Raw genomic sequence first — 20,307 nt, forward strand, 5'->3', positions numbered from 1 at the left:
TCCTCCTCTCAGGCCCGGCCGCGCAGCATGGCGTTGTAGGTGGCCTTCAGCGCCACCTCCTTCATCAGCCAGCTGATCCACAGCTCCTCCAGCGGCGCGATCACGCCCGGGAAGCTCGGCACGAGGTTGTTGTGATAGTCGAACTCGATCAGCATCGCCCGGCCCACCCGCGTGATCAGCGGGCAGGAGGTGTAGCCGTCGTAGGTCTCCGTCGCCTCGGTCCCCGCGATGGCCGAGACGATGCCGTCTTCCACCACCGGCACCTGCCATTTCGCGCTCGCCGCGGTCTTGCCCTTCGGCACGCCCGCGATGTCGCCCGCGGCCCAGACCTCGGGATAGCGCACATGCCGCAGCGTGGCGCGGTCGACCTCGAGCCAGCCGTCGGCCGACCAGGGCCCCTCCTGCCAGCCGAGCGGCGAGTTGTTCCGAACCGCCTCCGGCGCCCGCATCGGCGGGATGACGTTGGTGAAATCGAACTCCAGTGTCTCCTCGCCGCCCGGCGTGTCGAAGGTCAGCGTCTTCGCGCCCGGGTCGATGGCCTTCAGCACATGGTCGTGCACCACGCCGATCTCCTGCCGCTCGAACAGCATCCGCAGCTTCTCGTTCACGATGGGCACGCCGAAGAGGCTCTGGTTGTTCGCCGCATAGATGAACTCGCTGCGCCCCCGCGTGCCCTTCCGGCGGGCATAATCGTCGGTCAGGAAGGCGTATTTCAGCGGCGCCCCCGCGCATTTCATCTCCGTCGCAGGGCGCAGGAACACGGCCCGCCCGCCGGTCTCGGTGAAGCGGTCCATCTCGGCCCAGGTCTTCGCGGCATGTTCGGGGCTCGCATAGACCGCGCCGATGCCGTTGCCCTGCCCCACGAGGTCGAGCGAAAATCCCTCGATCGCGCCCCAGTCGAGCACCAGCCCCGTCGCCACGACGAGATAGTCGTAGCCCACGGAGACCCCGCTCTCGGTGGTGACGGTCTTCGCCTCCGGATCGATCTCCGCCACCGCCTCGGCCAGCAGGGTCGCGCCCCGCGGCAGCCAGTCCGTCGTGCGGCTCACGGAATAGGAGGCGGGCTTGAGCCCGGCCGCGATCAGCGTGAAGCCGGGCTGGTACCAGTGCTCCACCCGCGGGTCGATCACCGTGATCACCGCCCCGTCCAGCCTTTCGGACAGCCGGTTCGCCAAGGCGGCCCCCGCGGCCCCCGCACCGAGAATCACGATCCTCGCGCTCGTCTCAATCCTCTGCGCACGCGCCTCCCCCCCTGCGGCCCCCGCCAGAGCGGCGCCGGCCATCAGCGTGGCAAGCGCCTGTCGTCTGTTCAGGCTCATCTCGTCCTCCCGATCCAATGTATGCCATTGTCTACATATTTTCGGAAGGTCAGGACTTGATCCAGATCAAGTTGCCCCGGCGCGCCGGGGCGGAATCGCATAGGTCATCGAGGCCCGCGCCACGGGTGCCGGCTCGTCCCCCGACATCAGGAACACATCCCCCACGGCAAGGCTCCGGCCCAGCTTCAAGAGCCGCGCCTCGGCCCGCAACGCCATGCCCGCGGGGGGTTTTCTCATGAAATCAATGCTGCAGCCGGTGGTCACCGCCAGCGCCTCGGGTCCCAGGGCCGACAGGACCGCGGCGTAAAAGGCCACATCCGCCAGCGCGAACATCGCCGGACCAGACACCGTGCCCCCGGGCCGCAGGTGCTCCTCGGCGACATCGAGCCGCAGCACCGCCGTTCCCGGCCCGGCTTCGAGCACGGTGAACTGCCTGGCGGCCTGCGGAAACTCCGCCGCCAGAAAGGCCGTCAGCGCCTCGCGGTCCATCCGGCACTCCATCAGAGCACCGCCTCGATCAGCCGCGGCCCCTGAACGGCCAGCGCCCCCGCCAGCGCCGCCTCCAGCGCCTCGCCCGTCTCCACGCGCAGGGCCTCCACGCCGTGACCCCGGGCAAGCGCCACGAAATCGAGCTCCGGGTCCGCGACGTCCATCATCGCCCGCGCGTTGCGCCCGATCCCGGTCTTGCCCATGGCCTCCATCTCCAGTTGCAGGATGCGGTAGCCGCGATTGGCGAGGATCACGACCGTCACGTCCAGACGCTCCCGCGCCATGGTCCAGAGACACTGGATCGTGTACATGGCCGATCCGTCGCCCACGACCGCCACCACCCGCCGCCCGGGGCAGGCCACCGCCGCCCCCACCGCCACGGGCAGGCCGTCTCCGATGGCGCCTCCCGTGAGGTCGAGCCGGTCATGTGGCGCGGCGCCCTCCACGGCGGCCAGGATCGGCGCCGAGAGCGAGATCGCCTCGTTCACGAAGATCGCCTCCTCCGGCAAGGCGCGCGCGACCGCCGCGCCGACCGCCTCCGCCGTCAGCGCGCCCCTCGGCGCCTCGGGCCTGCGCGCAAGCACCCGCGGCGGCTCCTCCTGCCCGGTCACGCCCACGGCCTCGGCCAGCGCGGCCAGCCAGACTTCCGCCGCGCCGCCCCAGGGGCAAAGCTCCGTCACCCGCGTGGCGGCCGGCAGCGGGGTCGAGGGCAGATCCGGATAGGCGAAGAAGTTCACCGGATGCCGCGCCCCCAGAAGCACCAGCTCCGCCACGTCCTCGAGCGCCTCCCGCGCGCCCGCATGACGGTAGGCCAGCGTCTCGATCGCCACCGCCCCCGCCCCGCGCCGGATGCGCGCGCAGAAATGCGGCGCCATCAGACGGCAGCCCGTCCGCGCCGCGATCCGCCCCGCCGTCTCTGCGGCCTCCCCCCAGAGCATCCGCCCGTCGAGCATCAGCGCCGCCCCCGGCCGCGCCAGAAGCTCCGCCGCCGCCGCCGCCCGCGCGCGATCCGCGGGCTCCTCCTCCGGGGGCGCCAGGCCCTCCGCGGGCGCATCCCCCTCCGACCAGGCCGCATCCGCCGGCAGCACCAGCGTCGCGATCCGCCCCGGCGCAGCGGCCCTCACGGCCGCCGCCCCGTCCGTGCCCACGGTACCCCGCGCCGCGACCCGCACCCAGTGCGACACCGACCGCGCGACACCTTCCAGATCCGCCTTCAGCGGCGCGTCATACGCCAGATGCCGCCGCGCATGATCCCCCACCACGGCCACCAGCCCCACCCCGGCCTTTCTCGCATTGTGCAGGTTCGCCCAGCCGTTCCCGAAGCCCGGCCCCAGATGCAGGAGCACCGCCCCCACGCCCCCCGTCATCCGCGCGTGGCCGTCCGCCGCGCCCGTCGCGCCCCCCTCGAACAGCGCGAGAACACAGCGCATGTCCGGATGATCGTCGAGCGCCGCCACGAGGTGCATCTCCGACGTCCCGGGGTTGGCAAAGACCGTGTCCACCCCCGCCCCGAGAAAGGTCCTCACCAGCGCCGTCGCTCCGTCCATCCCGTCTCTCCCTCGTTGCGCGCCCGGACAATGGTCCGAACCGCGCAGCATGGCCAGCCTGCCCTCGCAGTCCCGGCGATTGCTCCCCTGCCCCCCGCACGCTATCCCCGCGCACAGACCGCAAGACCCGAGGCCCTCCGTGCAGATCTGCCGCGACCTCCCCGACCTTCGCGCCGCCCACGCCCGCTTCCGCGCGGCGGACGAACGGGTCGGCCTCGTGCCCACCATGGGCGCGCTGCACGAGGGGCACATGGCCCTCGTCCGCGCCGCCCGGGCAGGCTCGGACCGCGTGATCGCCACGATCTTCGTCAACCCCTCGCAATTCGGCGAGGCGTCGGACCTTGCCGCCTACCCCCGCACCGAAAGCGCCGACATCGCGATGCTCGAGGCCGCCGGCGTCGATGCCGTCCTGATCCCCGACGCCTCCGACATCTACCCCCCCGGCGACGAGACCATAGTCGAGACCACGCGCCTTGCGGGCATGCTCCACGGCGCCGTCCGTCCCGGCCATTTCCGCGGCGTGACCACCGTCGTGGCCCGGCTCTTCAACATCTGCCAGCCCGACGCGGCCTGGTTCGGCGAGAAGGACTACCAGCAGCTCGCCGTGATCCGCCGCATGACCCGCGACCTGCACTTTCCCGTGGCAATCCACGGCGTGCCCACCGTCCGCGCGCCCGACGGCCTCGCCCTCTCCTCCCGCAACGCCCGGCTCACGCCCGAGGACCGGGCCGCCGCGCCCGTCCTGAAACGCGCGCTCGACGCAGGGGCCGCCATCGCCCTTCCCGGCGTGGCCATCGCCGACATCGCGCAGACGATCCGCGAGACCGTGGCGGCCGAACCCCGCGCCCGCCTCGAGGGCCTCGACATCGTGAACCCGGGCAGCTTCCTTCCGGCCACAGGCCCCCTGACACAGCCCATCGGCATCATGCTCTCCGCCCGCTTCGGGCAGGGGGACAGCGCCGTCCTTCTCATCGACCAGACGGAGATCACGCCTTGAGCCAGGAAACCCGCATCCGCCGCACCACCGTCCCCCAGATCGCGGCCCGCAAGGGCGGCGAGCCCATCGTCTCGCTCACCTCCTACCACGCCCATACCGCCGCCATCGTGGACCGCCACGCGGATTTCATCCTCGTGGGCGACAGCCTCGGCATGGTGATGCACGGGATGGAAACCACCGTGGGCGTGCCGCTCGAGCTGATGATCATGCATGGCCGCGCCGTCGTGCGCGGCACGAAGAAGGCGCTGATCGTCGTGGACATGCCCTTCGGCACCTACGAGGAAAGCCCCAACATGGCCTTCCGCAACGCCGCGAAGGTCATGAAGGAGACCGGCTGCGGCGCGGTGAAGCTCGAGGGCGGGGCGCGCATGGCCGAGACGATCCGCTTCCTCACCGAACGCGGCATCCCGGTGATGGCCCATACCGGCCTCACCCCGCAAAGCTCCCACGTCATGGGCGGCTTCAAGACCCAGGGCCGCAACGAGGAAACATGGGCCAGCCACATCGACGACGCCCGCGCCGTGGCCGAGGCCGGCGCCTTCGCCGTGGTGCTCGAAGGCATGGTGGAGCCGCTCGCCGCGAAGATCACGAAGGACATCGCGATCCCCACCATCGGCATCGGCGCGAGCGTGGAGTGCGACGGGCAGATCCTCGTGCTCGAGGACATGCTGGGCCTCAACCCCTGGACGCCGAAGTTCGTGAAGGTCTACGGCCAGCTCGGCCCGATGATCGAACAGGCGGTCGAGGCCTACGCGGCGGATGTCCGCACCCGCGCCTTCCCCACCGAGGACGAGGTCTACCGCTGACGGCTGCCCCTGAGGCAACCTTGCACCAGTCCCGCCGCGCGGGACTTCAACCCTTTGCGGCACAGTCCTTTTTCTGCTAGCCTTCCTTCATCGACCCCGGCCAACCGGGGCACATACGAGGATGAGCAGCATGTCCCGCCCGATCGTCGCCGCCCTGTGCGGCCTCCTGTTCCTGGCCGCCTGTGCCACATCTGGGGATGTCATCTCCAGTCGCAACCACATCTCGCCGGTCTTCGTGCCGGCGCTGGAAACCGGCGGCCCCCGCTGAGGGGCTGACCGGCGCGACCCGGGCCGCCGTCCCCGGCGGCGCACACCCTCCCTGCGCCCGCGTCCCGTCGGGTTTCGCTGGACGCCGGCCCGCGCGCGGCTAGGCTCCGCCGCGCAAAGAGGGAGGGACAGACCATGGCGCGCACCGTCATCATCAGCGAGACCGGCGGACCCGAGGTGCTCACACTCACCGACCGAGAGGTCGGAGAGCCGGGACCGGGCCAGATCCGCATCCGTCACCACGCGGTCGGGCTCAACTTCATCGACGTCTACCAGCGCACCGGGCTCTACAAGCTCGACCTGCCCGTGCCCCTCGGCATGGAGGCCGCGGGCGTGGTGGAGGCCGTGGGCGAGGGCGTCACGCACCTGAAGCCGGGCGACCGCGCCGCCTATGCCGCCGTGCCCCCCGGCGCCTATTCCGAGGCGCGGGTCATGCCCGCGGCCCAGGTCTGCCCGCTCCCGGACGGGATCTCCTTCGAGCAGGCCGCCGCGATCATGCTCAAGGGCCTGACGGTGCATTACCTCTTCCGCCGGATCGTGCCGCTTTCGGCGGGCGACACCGTGCTCTTTCACGCCGCCGCCGGGGGCGTGGGGCTGATCGCCTGCCAATGGGCGAAATCCGACGGCATCACCCTGATCGCCACCGCGGGCTCGGATGACAAATGCGCTCTCGCGGCCGAGCACGGCGCGCCCCACACGATCAACTACCGCACAGAGGATTTCGTCGCCCGGGTGAAGGAGCTGACCCAGGGCCGCGGCGTCGACGCGGTGATGGACGGCGTGGGCAAGGACACGTTCGAGGGCTCGCTCCAGTGCCTGCGGCCCGTGGGCTGCATGATCTCCTTCGGCAATGCCTCGGGCCCGGTGCCGCCCTTCGACATCTCCCGTCTGGCCGCCATGGGCTCGCTCCTCCTGACCCGGCAGACGATCTTCAGCCACATCTCCGACTATGCGACCTGCCAGAAGATGGCCGCCGACCTCTTCGACAAGGTCCTCACCGGCGCCGTCGTCCCCCGGATCGGCCAGACCTTCCCCCTCGAGGAGATCGCCGAGGCCCACCGCGCCCTCGAGGGCCGCCGGACCACCGGCGCCACGATCCTCACGCTCTGAGCCGGGGCCCTCCGGGGGTGCGCCGTCACCGCGCGCCCCCCGATACCGCGGCCCACTGCGGGTGCGCTCCGCGCACCTGCCCCTGCCACCCCACCCCGTAGGGTGCGCTTTGAACGCGCACCGTCCCCCGCCACACCACCCCGCAGGGTGCCGCCTTCAAAGCGCACCGTCCCCCGCCCGTCGGGTGCGCTCCGCGCACCTCCCCCATCGCCCCTGCCGCGACCGTCACAGATCGAGCGCCCCCTGAGCGCCCCGGTCCTCCTCCCGCGCGGCCTTGCGGAAGGCGTCGTCGCGGCGGGCGGGCAGGCGCACGGCGCGGTCGCGCAAGGACAGCGCCTCCTCGACGCTGACGACCTGCAGCCGGGGAACCGGGGCAAAGCCCTCCATCTCGAACTGGCCCGCCGCCGCGGCCTCGGCCAGCATGGTCCGTTTCGGCTCGGTCAGGGTCAGAAAGATGCCGATCTCCGCCCCCTCCCTCTCGATCACGCCGCGCAGGTCGCGGATCATGGCGACGGAGACATTGTCGCCCGCCTTGACCGAGACGATGGCCCGCCCGGTCTTGCCGAAGAAGATATTGCCGTCGATGCCCCGGTCCGCGCCCTTTTTCGACAGGTTGCCGGGCTGGGCGGCGATGAGGGAGAGCGCCCATTTCTCGAACTCGAAATAATACTTGCCGTCCTCGCGCCCGCGCCGGGCGAGGTCGCGCGCGCCGGAAATATCCTGCGGCACGCCATGGGTGGTAAAGGCGACGGCGGGAAAGGCATCGCGCAGCCGTTTCTCGATCAGGCCGATGGCAAGGTGGGTGACGTCGATCCCGATCCATGTGCGCCCCAGCTTCTCGGCGGCATGGACGGTGGTGCCGCAGCCGCAGAACGGGTCCAGCACCACGTCGCCGGGATTGGAGGAGGCGGAGACGATGCGTTCGAGCAGGGCGACGGGTTTCTGCGTGGGATAGCCGAGGCGTTCTTCGCTTATGTTCGCAACACGAGCTATATCGTCCCAAACACTATCACTAACTTTCCCCGGCAAGTCGTCAAGATAGTAGACAAGCCCATCCATCCGGGGGCTTCCATCCTTTCTCTTTAGGATACGCCCTTCTGACCACCATTCTTCCAATTGCTCATAGGAGGCGCCCCAAGCCCTGTTGTCTGGCGGCGTTGTTCCGCGCCAGGTAAACTTCCGTGAAGCCGACGTAGATACAACGGTCATATTCTCAGCCTTGTAGAGTCTGCCGTTGCTATCTTTCTTGAACCTCGACAGCTGTGCCTCACTGTATGGTCCATATTGCGGATTATATGTGAACTTCAGCCCCTTTCGATAGTAGAGAATTATATCGTGGGAACTATGGAAGTTCTTAGCCTTGAAGTTATGAGAATTGGTCCTCCGCCAAACAATCTCTTGGGAGAAATGCTTTGCCCCAAACACCGCATCCAGCAAGATCTTCAGGTAATGGCTCGCCGTCGGATCGCAGTGCAGATAGAGCGACCCCGTGGGCTTCAGCACCCGGTGCAATTCCAGCAGCCGCACCGCCATCATGGCCAGATAGGCCATCATGTCGTTCTCCCCGAGGAACTGCCGCATCGCCGTCAGCATCGTCGCCGCCGCGGCGTTGTTGCTGCGCCGCACCTCCTGAAACGCCTCTTCCGCGCTGTCCGACCAGTGCCAGGTGTCGTCGAACGCCTCGATCTGCGCCGTGCTCTCGTTCCCCTTCGGCCCCCGGAACAGCACGTTGTAACTGGCGTTCGAGTTGAACGGCGGGTCGAGATAGATCAGATCGACGCTCTCATCCGCGATGCTCTCCCGCAGCACCGTCAGGTTGTCGCCGTAATAGAGGTGATTCATGCCCGTGCCCCCGATCCGCCCCAGTCTGCCCCGGGGATGCTTTCGGAAAGGCTAACCCGGCCCGCACGCCGGGGAAACCCCGTCGCGGCTTCGCCCGCAACGAGGCGCATTCGCCGTTTTCAGTTTTCTTTTCATATACTTGACCCCCCGTTTCATCGTGTAACGCCCCGCCCCGCCCCCTTCCCAACCCGCCCCGAACCCGCTACAGCACCGCGATGCAGAATCCGCCCGATCTCCGCCCCGATCTCGCGCCGAAGCTCCGGCTGGCGGACCCGGCCCGCCCCGGCCAGCCCACCATCGGCATGGTCTCCCTCGGCTGCCCCAAGGCGCTGGTGGACAGCGAGCGCATCCTCACCCGCCTGCGCGCCGAAGGCTACGCCATCTCCGCCGACTACGCGGGCGCCGAGGCCGTCATCGTCAACACCTGCGGCTTTCTCGACAGCGCCAAGGCCGAAAGCCTCGAGGCCATCGGCGAGGCCCTGCGCGAGAACGGCCGCGTGATCGTCACCGGCTGCCTCGGCGCCGAGCCCGACTACATCACCGGCGCCCATCCCCGCGTCCTCGCCGTCACCGGCCCGCATCAATACGAGCAGGTCCTCGACGCCGTCCACGCCGCCGTCCCGCCGCAGCCCGACCCCTTCGTCGATCTTCTGCCCGCGAGCGGCGTCACCCTCACGCCGCGGCACTACAGCTACCTCAAGATCGCCGAGGGCTGTAACCACCGCTGCAAGTTCTGCATCATCCCCGACATGCGCGGCCGGCTCACCAGCCGCCCCGCCCATGCCGTGATCCGCGAGGCCGAACGGCTGGTGGAGGCCGGGGTTAAGGAACTCCTGGTGATCTCCCAGGACACCTCCGCCTACGGCGCCGACATCGCCCATGCCGAGGAGCGCGGCCACCGCGCCCATATCGAGGACCTCGCCCGCGACCTCGGCTCCCTCGGCGCCTGGGTGCGGCTCCACTACGTCTACCCCTATCCCCGGGTGCGCAACCTGATCCCCCTGATGGCCGAGGGGCTGGTGCTGCCCTACCTCGACATCCCGTTCCAGCACGCCCATCCCGACACGCTCAAGCGCATGGCCCGTCCCTCGGCCCAGACGAAGACGCTGGAGGAGATCGCCGCCTGGCGCGCGGTCTGCCCCGACATCGCCCTGCGCTCCACCTTCATCGTGGGCTATCCCGGCGAGACCGAGGCCGAGTTCGCCTACCTTCTCGACTGGCTCGAGGAGGCGCAGCTCGACCGGGTGGGGTGCTTTCAGTACGAGAACGTGGCGGGCGCCCGCTCGAACGCGCTGCCGGACCATGTGCCGGACGAGATCAAGCAGGACCGCTGGGACCGCTTCATGGCGAAGGCGCAAGCCATCTCGGAGGCAAGGCTCGCCGCGAAGGTGGGGAGCCTTCAGCAGGTCATCGTCGACGAGATCGACGAGGGCGGCATCGCCACCTGCCGCACGACGGCCGACGCGCCCGAGATCGACGGCAACCTCTTCATCGACGAGGACACGGGCGGGCTCTCTCCCGGCGATATCGTCACGGTGGAGGTGGACGAGGCGGGCGAGTACGACCTCTGGGGCCGCCTCGCCCCCTGAGCCTCAGGCCGCCGCCGGCCGGAACTCCAGCGCCACGCCGTTGAGACAGTGCCGCTTGCCCGTGGGCGGGGGACCGTCGTCGAAGATATGCCCGAGGTGCCCGCCGCAATTCGAGCAATGCACCTCGGTGCGGGGATAGATCAGCTTGTAATCCGTGGAGGTCCCGATCGCCTCCTCGCTCAGCGGCGCCCAGAAGCTCGGCCAGCCGGTGCCGCTGTCGTACTTGGCCTCCGAGGAATAGACCTCCTGACCGCATCCGGCGCAGGCATAGAGGCCCTCGCGGGTCTCGGCGTCGAGGGGGCTCGAATAGGGCCTTTCGGTGCCATGGTCCCGAAGCACGCGGAATTCCTCCTCGGTCAGGCGCGTGCGCCATTCCGCTTCGGTCAGGCTCAGGGGAAAATCGCCGGGCGCGGCCTCGGCGCGGCCGGCACGCCAGGCGAGGCCGCCGGTCGCTGCGACAAGGGCCGCGGCCGCGCCGGCGGTCAGGAAGGTTCTGCGTCGGGGCATCTTCGCCTCCTTTCGATCATCTGCTGCAAGGAACGTATGGACCCCGCCCGGAAGTTTCAGCGCACGAACCGGTCGCGGTTGTGTGACCGCCCCTGGGCCACGGGCGGCCACGCCGGTCCGGACAGGCTCCGAGAGGCTCGCATCGGCCCGGGAGCCAGTGCCGCCGCGCAGCTCGGTCCCGCGCTGCTGCACGGCGGCGTGGACAGGTTCGCCCCGCTCCCCCGTGACCCCGTTGTGTGCGGCATCCTCCGTTCCGACCGCGAGCGCGAAGCCGGGGAGACCCACGGCCAGAATCGCGGGAGGGCTGGTGGGCCGGCGCCTGCCGCCTCTCCGTTGACTGACCGCCCCGGGAGATAGCGTCGCCCATGACGGGGACATCACGGGGTCGTGACGCCGGCGCCGGGGCGACGGGAGCGGGTGACGGGCTAGCTCTCGGTCATGACGCAGGAAACCAAAGTGCTCTACAACGGCCACTGCCCGGTCTGCTCCTTTGAGATCGGGCATTACCGGACCTATGCGAACTCCCGTGACCTGCCGATCCGGTTCCACGACCTCAATGGTCCCGATCTCGCGCAGTGGGGCCTCGACGCGGACACCGCCGCGCGCCGGCTCTACGTGCTTCACGAGGGCGAAGTGACCTCGGGCGTGGACGCTTTCCTGGTGCTCTGGCGGCAGATGCCGCGCTGGCGCTGGCTGGCGCGGGTTGTCGGGCTTCCGGGTGTCCGCCAGACGGCGTCGTTCGGCTACGACCGCCTCCTCGCACCCGCGATCTATCGCTGGCACCTGCGGCGCATGGCCCGCCGGGATCAGTCGCCGGAAAGCTCCGCCAGCCGGTCGGAGTTGCGGCAGTAGGAGGGCGCCGCCTCGGCGGTCTCGGTCCGGTCCAGCCAGTCACGGCAGGCTCCGGGCTGGCTGCATCCCCTGCAGCGGGTGATCATCCCGGCCCATTCGCCGGGGCCGAGCTCGCCGCTGGCAAAGGCCCCGGGCAGATCCGCGCCAAGCCGGTGGGCCATGCCCTGCACAAGCCAGAAATGGGCCCTCGCATCGCCTAGTGTCTTCATCTGCCGTCACCTCCGATGGGTCGGGGAGAGCATAGAGCCGATCACATCCGCGCGATTTGAGCAGGATCAAGCCGGGACGCGGCGTTGAGGTGTCATTCCCGCCTCCGAAGGATATGCTCGACCCATGGACAACCGGAATTACGAGAACGGCTACGACAGCGCCTATCCCGTCTATTCCCGCCCGGAGAAGGTGGCGGACGGGGTGATGCACCTTGTGGGAACGGGCTTCGCCATCACCGGCGCGGTCCTGCTGATCGTGCTCGCCTCCGGTGCGCGGCCGCCCGGCATGGTCGCCGCGGTCTCGGTCTACGGCGCCGCCATGACCCTCAGCTTCGTGATCTCCGCCTGCTATCACATGACCCCATGGGAACGCCTGCGCCCCGGCTTGCGGCGGCTCGACCATGCGGCGATCTTTCTCAAGATCGCCGGGACCTACACGCCGCTCGTGGCCCTGATCGGCTCTACCTTCGCCTGGGCGGTTCTCGGGATCGTCTGGACGCTGGCCGCCGCGGGGGCGCTGATCAAGCTCTTCATCGCCCGCGCGCCGGGACGCCTCAACACCGTCCTCTATCTCGTTCTCGGCTGGTCGAGCCTTGCCCTGATCTGGCCGCTGGCGCAGGAGCTTCCCGCGGGCGGCACCACGCTCGTCTTTGCCGGCGGGCTGCTCTACACGGCCGGAACGGTGTTCCTGCACTGGGAGAACCTGCGCTATCAGAACGCAGTCTGGCACGGCTTCGTGCTCGCCGCCTCGGCCTGCTTCTTCGCGGCGATCACATGGGGCGTGGCGGTCCAGGCGGTCTGAGGGCTCAGCCGCCGGCCTGCAGCGCCGCGACCGTCTGCCGGACCGCCTCCAGCCTCTGGGCGTTCGGCGGATGGGTCGACAGGAAGGCATCGCCCGGGTCGGGAATGCGGAAGAAGAACTCCGCCCCCCGCAGCGGATCATAGCCCGCACGCGCGGTGATGATCGCGCCCAGCCGGTCCGCCTCGAGCTCGAACTCCCGCGAATAGCTCCGCGCGCCCACGACCGCCCCGATCTCCTGCGCCCGCGCCACTTCGGCCGCGGTCCGCGCGCCGAGCGCCCCGGCAAGCTGGCCGAAGACGACCGCCCCCGCCGAGGCGTTCTCGCGCTGGCGGTCCAGATGGCCCGCGATGTGATGGGCCGCCTCGTGGGACAGCACGAACGCGAGCTCGTCGGCGTTGCGCGCATCGGCGATCAACCCGAGGGTGAAGGCCACGATGGGCTGCCCCCTCTCGTTCACCGTCTGGAAGGCATTGGCCGGGATCCCGGGCCTGTCGTCGACGAGGATCAGGAAATCGCAGTCGAGCTGCGGCGCCCGCGCGCGGCATTCGGCCTCGGCCACGGGCTCCACGCGCTCCACCACCTGCACGAAGGTCATGGCGGCCCGCCGGGCCTCCAGCGCGACGGCGGCGTCGCGCACCGGTGCGGGCGCCTTCTCGGGGACCGGAATGCGCGTCTCCGGCACCGGCAACGGTTGCCCGGCACAGCCTGCCAGACCGAGCAGGGCGGCGCCCGCAACGGCGCCAAGGAAGAGACGAAGAGGCATCTGCCTGACCTCGATCACGGGAAACGAACTCTGTCCCAGAGCTCTAGCACGAAGCCTCCCCGCGGCCACGGGGTCTCGGACCCGCCTCACGCAATCGGCAAGTCCGCGACCCCTTCCGGCCCGGGACCGGCCCCGCTAGTCTGACGCCATGTTCACCATCGAGCACGATTTCGACGCGACCACGGTGACCCTCGTGGACGAGGGAGAGACGCCCCTCAAGGAAGACGTGATCGTCCATGCCTTCGAGGATTGCGTGACGCTCACCCAGTACGACTCCCGCCTCGACCGGGACGTGACGGTCACCCTCTCCATGGCGCAGGTCCGCGATCTCGGCGCGGCACTGAATCTGCCCGAGGGCGTCTACCGCCTGCGCCGCGCGGGCCAGCCCCCCGGGCCGCCGGGCGTGACCTCCCGCGGCTGACGGCCCGCCCGCGCGGCTTCGTCTGGAAACGTCCCTCTCCCCGGGGTAGCTGGAAGCGGACGAAGAGACAGGAGCCCTGCCCATGCCCGCCCGCAACGACGCCGCCCTCGACTTTCTTCTCACCCGCCGGTCGCGCCCGGCCAAGACCCTGACCGCGCCCGTGCCGGATGACGCCGAGCTGCGCACGATCCTGACCGCCGCCGCCCGCACGCCGGACCACGGCAAGCTCGAACCCTGGCGCTTCATCGTGCTGAAGAAGCCGGCGCTCACCCGCCTCGCCGCCGCCGTTCCCGCCCGCGGCGCGGAGATCGGCGAGGAGGAGGAGCGCATCGAGAAGATGGCCCGCCAGTTCGCCGACGCGGATCTCGCCGTCGCCGTCGTCGCCTCTCCGAAACCTTCGGAGAAGATCCCCGAGATCGAGCAGATCCATTCCGCGGGCGCCGTCTGCCTCGCCCTTCTGAACGCGGGGCTGGCCGCTGGCTGGGGCGCCAACTGGCTGACGGGCTGGGCCGCCCACGACCGTGGCTTCATCGAGGCCCACCTCGGCCTTGCTCCCCGGGAGAGCATCGCCGGGTTCATCCACCTCGGCACCGAAACCTCCGCCCCGCCCGACCGCCCGCGCCCCGACCTCGAGACGATCACGACCTGGGTCGAGGCATGATCCTCGCCGATTTCCTGAAAGCGGTGGGCCAGCTCTCCGACCCCCGCTTTCGCAAGGTCTTCTGGCTCGGGATCGCGCTGACCTTCGCCCTGCTCGTGGCGGTCTACGCGGTCCTTCTGTGGGCGATCGAGGCGCTGACCAACGACCCGATCTACCTGCCCGGCGACCGCGAGATCACCTGGATCGGCGATCTGCTCAGCGTCGGGTCGTTCTTCCTGATGATCTTCCTGTCGGTCGTCCTGATGGTGCCCGTCGCCTCGGCCATCACCTCGCTGTTCCTCGACGACGTCGCCCAGGCGGTGGAGGAGCGGCACTATCCGGACCTGCCGCCGGCCCCGCGGACGCCCTGGACCGACGTGATCAACGACACGGCGGCCTTTCTCGGGCTTCTCGTCGGGGCCAATCTGGCGGCGGTGGTGCTCTACGTGCTGGTGCCTTTCGCCGGTCCGTTCATCTTCTACGGCCTGAACGGATTCCTGCTCGGCCGCGAGTATTTCCAGATCGCCGCCATGCGCCGCGAGGGACGGGCAGGCGCCAAGGCGCTGCGCGCCCGGAACAGGGGCACGATCTGGATCGCCGGCTGCCTGATGGCGCTGCCCCTGACGATCCCGCTGGTGAACCTCCTCGTCCCGATCCTCGGGGCGGCGACCTTCACCCATATCTACCACCGGGTGAAGGCGCGGTGACCGCTCGCGGGGAATGGGCGCGGGCGGCGGGACCGGTGCTCGTGCTCCTTCTGGCCTGGCCCTTCGGCCTCTACGCGGTGGAGCTGGGCCTCCGCGGCCTGACGGAGCGGCTCTGGATCGAGAGCCGCCTCTTCGGACGCCAGACGCCCGTCGCCAACGGCGCCATCGCGCTGCACATGGTCACGGGCGGGATCATCACGATCCTCGCGCCCCTCCAGCTGGTGCCCGCCCTGCGCCGCCGCTGGCCCGCATGGCACCGCTGGGCGGGGCGCGTCACCGTCGCCGCGGCGCTGGTGGCGGCGTTGGGCGGGCTCGCCTACATCGCGTTGCGGGGTACCATCGGCGGCCCGCCGATGAGCGCGGGCTTCGCCCTCTTCGGACTCCTGATGGGCCTCGCCGTCGTCCAGACCGTCCGCTTCGCCCGGGCCCGCGACATCCGGCGCCACCGCAACTGGGCGCTGCGCCTTTTCGTTCTGGCCGTGGCCTCGTTCCTCTACCGCCTGCACTACGCACTCTGGGAGATCGCCACGGGGGGCGCCGCCTCGAACGACGCCTTCACGGGGGCCTTCGACCGGGTACAGGTCTTCGCCTTCTACCTGCCCTATCTGGCCTTGGTGGAACTGTGGATCAGGGTGCGGCCGGAGCCTCGGCTCTGATCGCCCGGAGCGGCTGTGCTGCCGCTGCACTGACGGCGGCTGGCACGTCACCGACACCGATGCATGACACCCAGACACCCAGACACCCAGACACCCAGACACCCAGACACCCAGACACCCAGACACCCAGACACCCAGACATCCAGACACCCAGACGTCCGGACGAAAGTCAATCGGCGATCAATCCAGCCTTAACCGAATCGGCCCAGGGTAAAGGGCGGTAGGGAGGGGGAACGCGCAACGCCGGCCGTGATCAATCCTCGGCCGCCTCGCGCGCGCGCAACTCCACCTCGGGCGTCGACATCCGGTCGAACCAGTCGAGATCGCGCACCGTGATCGCGCCCGACCAGATCGTGCCCGCGATGATCACCCAGGCCAGCGTGGCCCAGATCGTCACCACCCGCACCTTCTGCTTCGGCCGGAAATCCGCCGGCGCCGACTTGTGCGTGCCCGGCACCACCTCGCCTGCGTCGCCCTGGGTCGTCAGGCGCAGCGGCAGCACGATGAACAGGATCATGAACCAGATCACGGCATAGAGCACGAGCGCGGAGGTGATCCCCATCAGACCTGCTCCAGCTCGATCAGGCAGCCGTTGAAATCCTTCGGATGCAGGAACAGAACCGGTTTGCCATGGGCGCCGATCTTCGGCTCGCCTCCGCCCAACACCCGCGCGCCGCCCGCCGCCAGCCGGTCGCGCGCGGCGAGGATGTCCTCCACCTCGTAGCAGATGTGATGGATGCCCCCCGCGGGGTTCTTGTCCAGGAAGCCCCGGATCGGACTGTCCTCGCCCAGCGGATGCAGCAGCTCGATCTTGGTATTGGGCAGGGCGATGAAGACCACCGTGACGCCGTGATCCGGTTCGTCCTGCGGCAGGCCGACCTCGGCGCCCAGCGTGCCCCGATATTGCTCGGATGCCGCCTCGAGATCGGGCACGGCGATGGCGACATGGTTCAGGCGGCCGATCATGGGCGTCTCCTTGGCGACTGTCCCGGTGTTATGGGCACCGCCCGCGGGCCCCACAAGCGGGCGCGCGCAGAGGTCGCGGGCTGTTAGCACGGGATTCACCACCCTGCGCCAGAGTGAGTCGCATTCGTGACAGCCGCTGGATGGACCCATGACCGACGCCGACGACCTGCTGCCCCACCGCGCGCCGACCGCCGCGCGCCCGCTCCTCGGCGTGACCGTCCTTCTGGTCGAGGACAGCCGCTTCGCCTCCGAGGCCGTGCGCCTGATGTGCCTGCGGTCCGGTGCCCGCATCCGCCGGGCCGACAGCCTTGCCAATGCCCGGCGCCACCTGCGCATCTACAGACCGACCTGCATGCTCGTCGATCTGGGCCTGCCCGACGGGTCCGGAGAGGACCTGCTGGCCGAGGTGGCGGCCGCCAGCCCCCCCATCGACGTGATCCTCGCCACCAGTGGCGATCCCGGGGCGGGACCGCGCGCCCTGGCCGCGGGCGCACGGGCCTTCCTGCCGAAACCCCTCACCTCGCTCGCCGCCTTCCAGCAGTCGATCCTCTCCGCGCTGCCGCCGGACCGGCGCCCCAGCGGCCCGCGTCTCGCCCCTTCGGCCGAGGTCGCGCCCGACAGCATCGCCCTGCGCGACGACCTCGCCGCCGCCCGCCGCCACCTGTCGGACCCGCGGGAGGACGGCACGGTCGACTATGTGGCGCGCTTTCTCGCCGGTCTGGCCCACAGCGCCGGCGACCGGGCGCTCGGCGATGCCGTGGACCGGCTGATGGCGCGCCGCGCCGCCGGACAGGCGGGCGCGCCGGAACTCGCCACCCTTTCTGCCCTCCTCGAGCACCGGATTGCCGCGCACGCCGCGCTCTGAGGGCCACAAAGCTCCCCATCACAGGCCCATTGCCGCCGCATTCCCGGGGCACGGTCGTCCTGTCGCCTGCTCCCGCGCGCGATGCCCGAGCGCCCCCGCAACCGGAGGTTCCCCATGGCCAGGCTGATCGAGAGATACTGGGACGACAAGTTGGGCAGCAGGGCCGTCGACTGGATCGTGCTCGGCGCGGGCGTGGTGATGCTGTCCACGGCCGTCCTGGCCGCGACCCTGCCCGAAACGCGGCCCCTCGCCTCCGACCAGGGCCTCCCTCAGACGATCGGGGAAGCCTGACCCCCCCGGCGGTCCGCCGACGCCCCTTCCGGTTCCGCAGCCGCGAAACCGAAGCCCGGCCTAGCCGCGCCGGGCCCGCCCCTTCGGCCGCACCGTCCGCCACATCAGCGCGATGTCCCAGCAGAGCGTGCGGTTGTCCCGGTAGATGAGATCCAGATGCGCCTTCCGCGGCACGCAGGCACGGGCATAGACCGCATCCGTCTCCTCGGCCGTCGCGCAGCGCGCCAGAAGCCGCTCCTCGTGGCCGTGGTAGACCAGCGTCGCAAGGCCGGTGATCCCGGGGCGCGCCTTCAGGACCTCGGAATAAAGCTCCGGAAACCGCTCCACATACTCCCGCAGCGGCGGCCTCGGCCCGACGAAGCTGATGTCCCCCCGGATCACGTTCCACAGCTGCGGCAACTCGTCGAGCCGCGTGCGCCGCAGGATCCGCCCGATGGGCGTGATCCGCGCCGCCTTGTCCCCGCCCGAGACGCCGCTGTCGCGCTCCGCCACGGTCATGGTGCGGAACTTCACCAGGGAAAACCCCTCCTTCGGCGTCTTCATCCGCTCCGAGACATAGAACACCGGCGCGCCCTCCCGCACCCGGATCCACAGCGCGAGGCCGAGGATCACCGGCCCCAGCAGCACCGCCAGCCCGAGGGCCACGACGAGATCGAAAGCGCGTTTGAGAGGCGTCATGGCGCGTCCTTGACGCCCTCTCCCTCCGCGATCAAGGCCATGGCGCTCCCCTCGCCCCCCGTAAACCGATGCACCGCCGCAAGCCGGGCACAGTCGAGCGTCACCCATTGCACCGCCGAGGCCGGCGCCTCCTGCCAGCGCCACGCCGCGCCCGCCGCCTCGAGCAGCGCCTCCATGGCCACGGGCTCCGGCGCCGCCACGTTCAGCAGCGGCGGCAGCGGCGCCTCGGCGCGGGCGAGACTTTCGAGCACCCGCGCCAGCTCCCGCGGCCCGATGTAGCTGCGCATCGGTCCGCCCCCATCGGTGAACCGGTCGAGAAGCACCTCACGCCCCGGCGCCATCCCCCCGAGGAGCGAATCGGCCCAGGCGACATTGCCGATCCTGAGGCAGACGGTCTCCACCTCCGCTCCCGCCACGGCCTCCTCCATCTCCAGCTTCGCCGCGCCATAGGCATTCACGGGCCGGCAGGGCGCCGTCTCCGCCACCGCGCGGCCCGGCCCGTAGACCGCCGAGGACGAGGCCAGCAGCACCCGCCGCGCCCCGATGCGCCGCGCCGTCTCCACCGCCCCGCGCCCCAGCGCGACGTTCAGCGACAGATCCGCCCCCGGCGCGGGCACCACACCGGCAAAGGCCAGCACCACGTCCGCCCGGACCGGCGGGTCCGGGTCCAGCGGATCCCACTCGAGACAGCCCTCGCCCGCCCGCCGCGACTGCGCCACGAGGTGCACGCCCTCCGGCGGCGCCCCGGCCCAGTGCCGGCGCAGCATCCGCCCGACCCGGCCGGTCGCGCCCAGAAGAAGCCAGGTCGTCAGAGCAGCAGCCCCGGATCGGCGCCAAGCTCCAGCCCCGGAAAGACCGCCCCCTCGATCGTCTGCCCGGGCAGACCGTAAAGACCCCGCAGCAGCCAGCCCGCATGGGCGCGCACGTCCCGCGTCGGCATCAGGTCGCGGCGGTTGTAGAGATCGGCCTCGCCGAGCCCGGGCCAATCGCTAAGCACCCGCCCGCCGCGCACCGCCCCCCCGGCCAGCACCATCGCGCCGCCCGTGCCGTGATCGGTGCCGTTGCTGCCGTTCTGCCGCGCGGTGCGCCCGAACTCGGTCATGCAGACCACCGCCGTCCGCGCCCAGGCCTCCGCCGACAGGCCCGCCTTCAGCGTCAGGATCGTCTCGCCGAGATCCTCAAGCACCCGCCTGATCCGCGGCCCCTGGCTCTGGTGCGTGTCCCAGCCGTTGATCGAGAAAGACGCGATCCGCGTGTCGCCCATCAGCCGCTCGGCCACGAATCGCGCCAGCTCCACATGGGGTCCCTGCCCCACCGCCTCGCCCGACCCGTCGCCGTCGCGCACCGTGCGCGCGATGGAAAGCGCCGCCCCACCCGCCTCCCGGAACAGTGGATCGTCGTGCCAGACATGGGCCAGGAGCTCCTCCGTCGCCGGGCTCAGCCGCATCCGCACGGCGGGCGCCCAACTCGACACCGGCGCCTCCCCCGACAGGATCAGCATGGCCCGTTCCTCGACCGCATAGGCGATTTCTGGCTCCAGCCCCGGCACGGTGGCGAGCATCCGGTTCAGCCAGCCGTCATGCACCCCGCTTTCGAGGTCGGGCACCCCCGCCTCCAGCAGGTCCTGCCCGTCGAAATGGCTGCGCCGGTCCCGGTAGGGCGTGGAAACCGCATGGGCAAAGGACAGCTCTCCCGCGCGCCAGAGCGGCATCAGCGCGCCGAGCCCCTCATGGAGCGCAAAGTACCCGTCGAGGTCCCGGTGCCCGGTCGCCCCCGTCAGGTCCGGCCGCAACGCGGCGAAATCCCGGTCCCCCAGCGGCCGCACCACGTCGAGCCCGTCCATCGCGCCCCTCAGCAGGATCACGACGAGCCGCTGCTCCCACGGCGCGGCGGCCATCGCCACGGGCGTGACCAGCGGGCTCGCCGCCGCCGAACAGCCCAGCGCGAGACCGCGCACCAGGAATTGCCTGCGCCCCATGCCCAT

Annotated in this window: 25 protein-coding genes; 13 read left to right on the top strand and 12 right to left on the bottom strand. The window is 70.4% G+C overall.

Translation table 11 applies throughout. The annotated features are described in order from the left end of the window. Positions 1-8 precede the first annotated feature (8 nt). The 3 genes from EAT49_RS09065 to EAT49_RS09075 all read right to left on the bottom strand — a co-directional run bounded on the left by EAT49_RS09065 (position 9) and on the right by EAT49_RS09075 (position 3,355). Positions 9-1,319 carry an NAD(P)/FAD-dependent oxidoreductase gene (locus EAT49_RS09065; protein ID WP_123642002.1) on the bottom strand — a complete coding sequence of 437 codons (1,311 nt, stop codon included), beginning with the start codon at positions 1,317-1,319 and terminating at the stop codon, positions 9-11. A gap of 66 nt (positions 1,320-1,385) precedes the next feature. Continuing rightward, a complete protein-coding gene (locus EAT49_RS09070; protein WP_123642003.1) occupies positions 1,386-1,820 on the bottom strand; it encodes a PaaI family thioesterase in 435 nt (144 codons plus the stop codon). After that, positions 1,820-3,355, bottom strand: a complete 1,536-nt coding sequence (locus EAT49_RS09075; protein ID WP_123642004.1) for an acetolactate synthase large subunit — start codon at positions 3,353-3,355, stop codon at positions 1,820-1,822. Before EAT49_RS09075 ends, EAT49_RS09070 begins: the two co-directional genes overlap by 1 nt. A 139-nt stretch (positions 3,356-3,494) precedes the next feature. Between EAT49_RS09075 and panC the strand changes: the two genes are divergently transcribed. From panC to EAT49_RS09090, 4 genes are all read left to right on the top strand, one after another. Beyond that, positions 3,495-4,352 (top strand): pantoate--beta-alanine ligase, encoded by an 858-nt coding sequence (panC, locus tag EAT49_RS09080; protein ID WP_123642005.1) that lies wholly within the window; start codon positions 3,495-3,497, stop codon positions 4,350-4,352. Beyond that, positions 4,349-5,158, top strand: a complete 810-nt coding sequence (gene panB / locus EAT49_RS09085; RefSeq protein WP_123642006.1) for a 3-methyl-2-oxobutanoate hydroxymethyltransferase — start codon at positions 4,349-4,351, stop codon at positions 5,156-5,158. Before panC ends, panB begins: the two co-directional genes overlap by 4 nt. Before the next feature lie 130 nt (positions 5,159-5,288). After that, complete coding sequence (locus tag EAT49_RS21110; protein WP_185020707.1) at positions 5,289-5,426, top strand: hypothetical protein; 138 nt, start codon at positions 5,289-5,291, stop codon at positions 5,424-5,426. 134 nt (positions 5,427-5,560) lie between these two features. Continuing rightward, entirely contained in the window at positions 5,561-6,535 is a 975-nt protein-coding gene (locus EAT49_RS09090; RefSeq protein ID WP_123642007.1) for a quinone oxidoreductase family protein, read from the top strand. Positions 6,536-6,760: 225 nt separating this feature from the next. On the opposite strand, the gene EAT49_RS09095 is transcribed toward EAT49_RS09090, so the two are convergent. After that, positions 6,761-8,377 carry a site-specific DNA-methyltransferase gene (locus EAT49_RS09095; protein ID WP_123642008.1) on the bottom strand — a complete coding sequence of 539 codons (1,617 nt, stop codon included), beginning with the start codon at positions 8,375-8,377 and terminating at the stop codon, positions 6,761-6,763. A gap of 215 nt (positions 8,378-8,592) precedes the next feature. Here EAT49_RS09095 and rimO point away from each other — a divergent pair, with 215 nt between their 5' ends. Continuing rightward, positions 8,593-9,966, top strand: coding sequence for a 30S ribosomal protein S12 methylthiotransferase RimO (rimO, locus tag EAT49_RS09100; protein ID WP_123642009.1), 1,374 nt, complete (start codon positions 8,593-8,595; stop codon positions 9,964-9,966). Between the two features lie 3 nt (positions 9,967-9,969). Here rimO and msrB read toward each other — a convergent pair whose 3' ends face one another. Next, positions 9,970-10,473: a peptide-methionine (R)-S-oxide reductase MsrB gene (gene msrB, locus EAT49_RS09105; RefSeq protein ID WP_123642010.1), complete on the bottom strand. Its 504-nt coding sequence runs from the start codon at positions 10,471-10,473 to the stop codon at positions 9,970-9,972. A gap of 438 nt (positions 10,474-10,911) precedes the next feature. Between msrB and EAT49_RS09110 the strand changes: the two genes are divergently transcribed. Beyond that, positions 10,912-11,325, top strand: coding sequence for a thiol-disulfide oxidoreductase DCC family protein (locus EAT49_RS09110; RefSeq protein ID WP_123642011.1), 414 nt, complete (start codon positions 10,912-10,914; stop codon positions 11,323-11,325). Here EAT49_RS09110 and EAT49_RS09115 read toward each other — a convergent pair. Then, the gene (locus EAT49_RS09115; protein ID WP_123642012.1) at positions 11,280-11,534 is read right to left on the bottom strand and encodes a DUF6455 family protein; all 255 of its coding nucleotides are present in this window, start codon (positions 11,532-11,534) and stop codon (positions 11,280-11,282) included. The two genes, EAT49_RS09110 and EAT49_RS09115, sit on opposite strands and share 46 nt — an antisense overlap. Positions 11,535-11,658: 124 nt before the next feature. On the opposite strand from EAT49_RS09115, the gene trhA reads away from it, so the two are divergent. Beyond that, positions 11,659-12,336 carry a PAQR family membrane homeostasis protein TrhA gene (gene trhA, locus EAT49_RS09120; protein WP_123642013.1) on the top strand — a complete coding sequence of 226 codons (678 nt, stop codon included), beginning with the start codon at positions 11,659-11,661 and terminating at the stop codon, positions 12,334-12,336. 4 nt (positions 12,337-12,340) lie between these two features. On the opposite strand, the gene EAT49_RS09125 is transcribed toward trhA, so the two are convergent. Next, complete coding sequence (locus EAT49_RS09125) at positions 12,341-13,099, bottom strand: M48 family metallopeptidase (RefSeq protein ID WP_123642014.1); 759 nt, start codon at positions 13,097-13,099, stop codon at positions 12,341-12,343. 148 nt (positions 13,100-13,247) lie between these two features. Here EAT49_RS09125 and EAT49_RS09130 point away from each other — a divergent pair, with 148 nt between their 5' ends. From EAT49_RS09130 to EAT49_RS09145, 4 genes are all read left to right on the top strand, one after another. After that, complete coding sequence (locus EAT49_RS09130; protein ID WP_123642015.1) at positions 13,248-13,520, top strand: hypothetical protein; 273 nt, start codon at positions 13,248-13,250, stop codon at positions 13,518-13,520. Positions 13,521-13,602: 82 nt separating this feature from the next. Next, entirely contained in the window at positions 13,603-14,181 is a 579-nt protein-coding gene (locus EAT49_RS09135; protein WP_123642016.1) for a nitroreductase family protein, read from the top strand. Further along, positions 14,178-14,867 carry an EI24 domain-containing protein gene (locus EAT49_RS09140; RefSeq protein ID WP_123642017.1) on the top strand — a complete coding sequence of 230 codons (690 nt, stop codon included), beginning with the start codon at positions 14,178-14,180 and terminating at the stop codon, positions 14,865-14,867. The genes EAT49_RS09135 and EAT49_RS09140 overlap by 4 nt, the downstream gene beginning before the upstream one ends. After that, on the top strand, positions 14,864-15,523 hold the full coding sequence (locus tag EAT49_RS09145; protein WP_123642018.1) for a DUF2306 domain-containing protein: 660 nt from the start codon (positions 14,864-14,866) through the stop codon (positions 15,521-15,523). Before EAT49_RS09140 ends, EAT49_RS09145 begins: the two co-directional genes overlap by 4 nt. A 253-nt stretch (positions 15,524-15,776) precedes the next feature. Here the strand turns inward: EAT49_RS09145 and EAT49_RS09150 are convergent, their stop codons facing one another. Beyond that, on the bottom strand, positions 15,777-16,085 hold the full coding sequence (locus tag EAT49_RS09150; protein ID WP_123642019.1) for a DUF1467 family protein: 309 nt from the start codon (positions 16,083-16,085) through the stop codon (positions 15,777-15,779). Continuing rightward, a complete protein-coding gene (mce, locus tag EAT49_RS09155; RefSeq protein ID WP_123642020.1) occupies positions 16,085-16,489 on the bottom strand; it encodes a methylmalonyl-CoA epimerase in 405 nt (134 codons plus the stop codon). Before mce ends, EAT49_RS09150 begins: the two co-directional genes overlap by 1 nt. Before the next feature lie 148 nt (positions 16,490-16,637). Here mce and EAT49_RS09160 point away from each other — a divergent pair, with 148 nt between their 5' ends. Together EAT49_RS09160 and EAT49_RS21115 are read left to right on the top strand one after the other, a co-directional pair. After that, on the top strand, positions 16,638-17,354 hold the full coding sequence (locus tag EAT49_RS09160; RefSeq protein WP_123642021.1) for a response regulator: 717 nt from the start codon (positions 16,638-16,640) through the stop codon (positions 17,352-17,354). A gap of 114 nt (positions 17,355-17,468) precedes the next feature. Next, positions 17,469-17,645: a hypothetical protein gene (locus EAT49_RS21115; RefSeq protein WP_185020708.1), complete on the top strand. Its 177-nt coding sequence runs from the start codon at positions 17,469-17,471 to the stop codon at positions 17,643-17,645. 60 nt (positions 17,646-17,705) lie between these two features. Here EAT49_RS21115 and EAT49_RS09165 read toward each other — a convergent pair whose 3' ends face one another. From EAT49_RS09165 to EAT49_RS09175, 3 genes are read right to left on the bottom strand one after another with little or no spacing between them, the layout of a single operon-like run. Then, positions 17,706-18,323 (bottom strand): sugar transferase, encoded by a 618-nt coding sequence (locus EAT49_RS09165; RefSeq protein WP_123642022.1) that lies wholly within the window; start codon positions 18,321-18,323, stop codon positions 17,706-17,708. Next, entirely contained in the window at positions 18,320-19,135 is an 816-nt protein-coding gene (locus EAT49_RS09170) for an NAD-dependent epimerase/dehydratase family protein (RefSeq protein WP_425459522.1), read from the bottom strand. Before EAT49_RS09170 ends, EAT49_RS09165 begins: the two co-directional genes overlap by 4 nt. Then, positions 19,132-20,301, bottom strand: a complete 1,170-nt coding sequence (locus tag EAT49_RS09175; protein WP_123642316.1) for a DUF1501 domain-containing protein — start codon at positions 20,299-20,301, stop codon at positions 19,132-19,134. The genes EAT49_RS09170 and EAT49_RS09175 overlap by 4 nt, the downstream gene beginning before the upstream one ends. Between the last annotated feature and the right edge of the window lie 6 nt (positions 20,302-20,307).

Origin of the sequence: Histidinibacterium lentulum, from assembly GCF_003789055.1 — a bacterium.
Taxonomy (GTDB): Bacteria; Pseudomonadota; Alphaproteobacteria; order Rhodobacterales; family Rhodobacteraceae; genus Oceanicola; species Oceanicola lentulus.

Excerpts from the sequence above, each read along its gene's own strand:
- EAT49_RS21115 (WP_185020708.1), top strand. The coding sequence starts at position 17,469 with ATGGCCAGGCTGATCGAGAGATACTGGGACGACAAGTTGGGCAGCAGG.
- rimO (WP_123642009.1), top strand. The coding sequence starts at position 8,593 with ATGCAGAATCCGCCCGATCTCCGCCCCGATCTCGCGCCGAAGCTCCGG.
- EAT49_RS09065 (WP_123642002.1), bottom strand. The coding sequence starts at position 1,319 with ATGAGCCTGAACAGACGACAGGCGCTTGCCACGCTGATGGCCGGCGCC.
- EAT49_RS09140 (WP_123642017.1), top strand. The coding sequence starts at position 14,178 with ATGATCCTCGCCGATTTCCTGAAAGCGGTGGGCCAGCTCTCCGACCCC.
- EAT49_RS09165 (WP_123642022.1), bottom strand. The coding sequence starts at position 18,323 with ATGACGCCTCTCAAACGCGCTTTCGATCTCGTCGTGGCCCTCGGGCTG.
- msrB (WP_123642010.1), bottom strand. The coding sequence starts at position 10,473 with ATGCCCCGACGCAGAACCTTCCTGACCGCCGGCGCGGCCGCGGCCCTT.
- EAT49_RS09090 (WP_123642007.1), top strand. The coding sequence starts at position 5,561 with ATGGCGCGCACCGTCATCATCAGCGAGACCGGCGGACCCGAGGTGCTC.
- mce (WP_123642020.1), bottom strand. The coding sequence starts at position 16,489 with ATGATCGGCCGCCTGAACCATGTCGCCATCGCCGTGCCCGATCTCGAG.
- EAT49_RS09115 (WP_123642012.1), bottom strand. The coding sequence starts at position 11,534 with ATGAAGACACTAGGCGATGCGAGGGCCCATTTCTGGCTTGTGCAGGGC.
- EAT49_RS09160 (WP_123642021.1), top strand. The coding sequence starts at position 16,638 with ATGACCGACGCCGACGACCTGCTGCCCCACCGCGCGCCGACCGCCGCG.
- EAT49_RS09095 (WP_123642008.1), bottom strand. The coding sequence starts at position 8,377 with ATGAATCACCTCTATTACGGCGACAACCTGACGGTGCTGCGGGAGAGC.
- EAT49_RS09135 (WP_123642016.1), top strand. The coding sequence starts at position 13,603 with ATGCCCGCCCGCAACGACGCCGCCCTCGACTTTCTTCTCACCCGCCGG.
- EAT49_RS09175 (WP_123642316.1), bottom strand. The coding sequence starts at position 20,301 with ATGGGGCGCAGGCAATTCCTGGTGCGCGGTCTCGCGCTGGGCTGTTCG.
- trhA (WP_123642013.1), top strand. The coding sequence starts at position 11,659 with ATGGACAACCGGAATTACGAGAACGGCTACGACAGCGCCTATCCCGTC.
- EAT49_RS09125 (WP_123642014.1), bottom strand. The coding sequence starts at position 13,099 with ATGCCTCTTCGTCTCTTCCTTGGCGCCGTTGCGGGCGCCGCCCTGCTC.
- EAT49_RS09075 (WP_123642004.1), bottom strand. The coding sequence starts at position 3,355 with ATGGACGGAGCGACGGCGCTGGTGAGGACCTTTCTCGGGGCGGGGGTG.
- EAT49_RS09070 (WP_123642003.1), bottom strand. The coding sequence starts at position 1,820 with ATGGAGTGCCGGATGGACCGCGAGGCGCTGACGGCCTTTCTGGCGGCG.
- EAT49_RS09110 (WP_123642011.1), top strand. The coding sequence starts at position 10,912 with ATGACGCAGGAAACCAAAGTGCTCTACAACGGCCACTGCCCGGTCTGC.
- EAT49_RS09130 (WP_123642015.1), top strand. The coding sequence starts at position 13,248 with ATGTTCACCATCGAGCACGATTTCGACGCGACCACGGTGACCCTCGTG.
- EAT49_RS09150 (WP_123642019.1), bottom strand. The coding sequence starts at position 16,085 with ATGGGGATCACCTCCGCGCTCGTGCTCTATGCCGTGATCTGGTTCATG.
- EAT49_RS21110 (WP_185020707.1), top strand. The coding sequence starts at position 5,289 with ATGTCCCGCCCGATCGTCGCCGCCCTGTGCGGCCTCCTGTTCCTGGCC.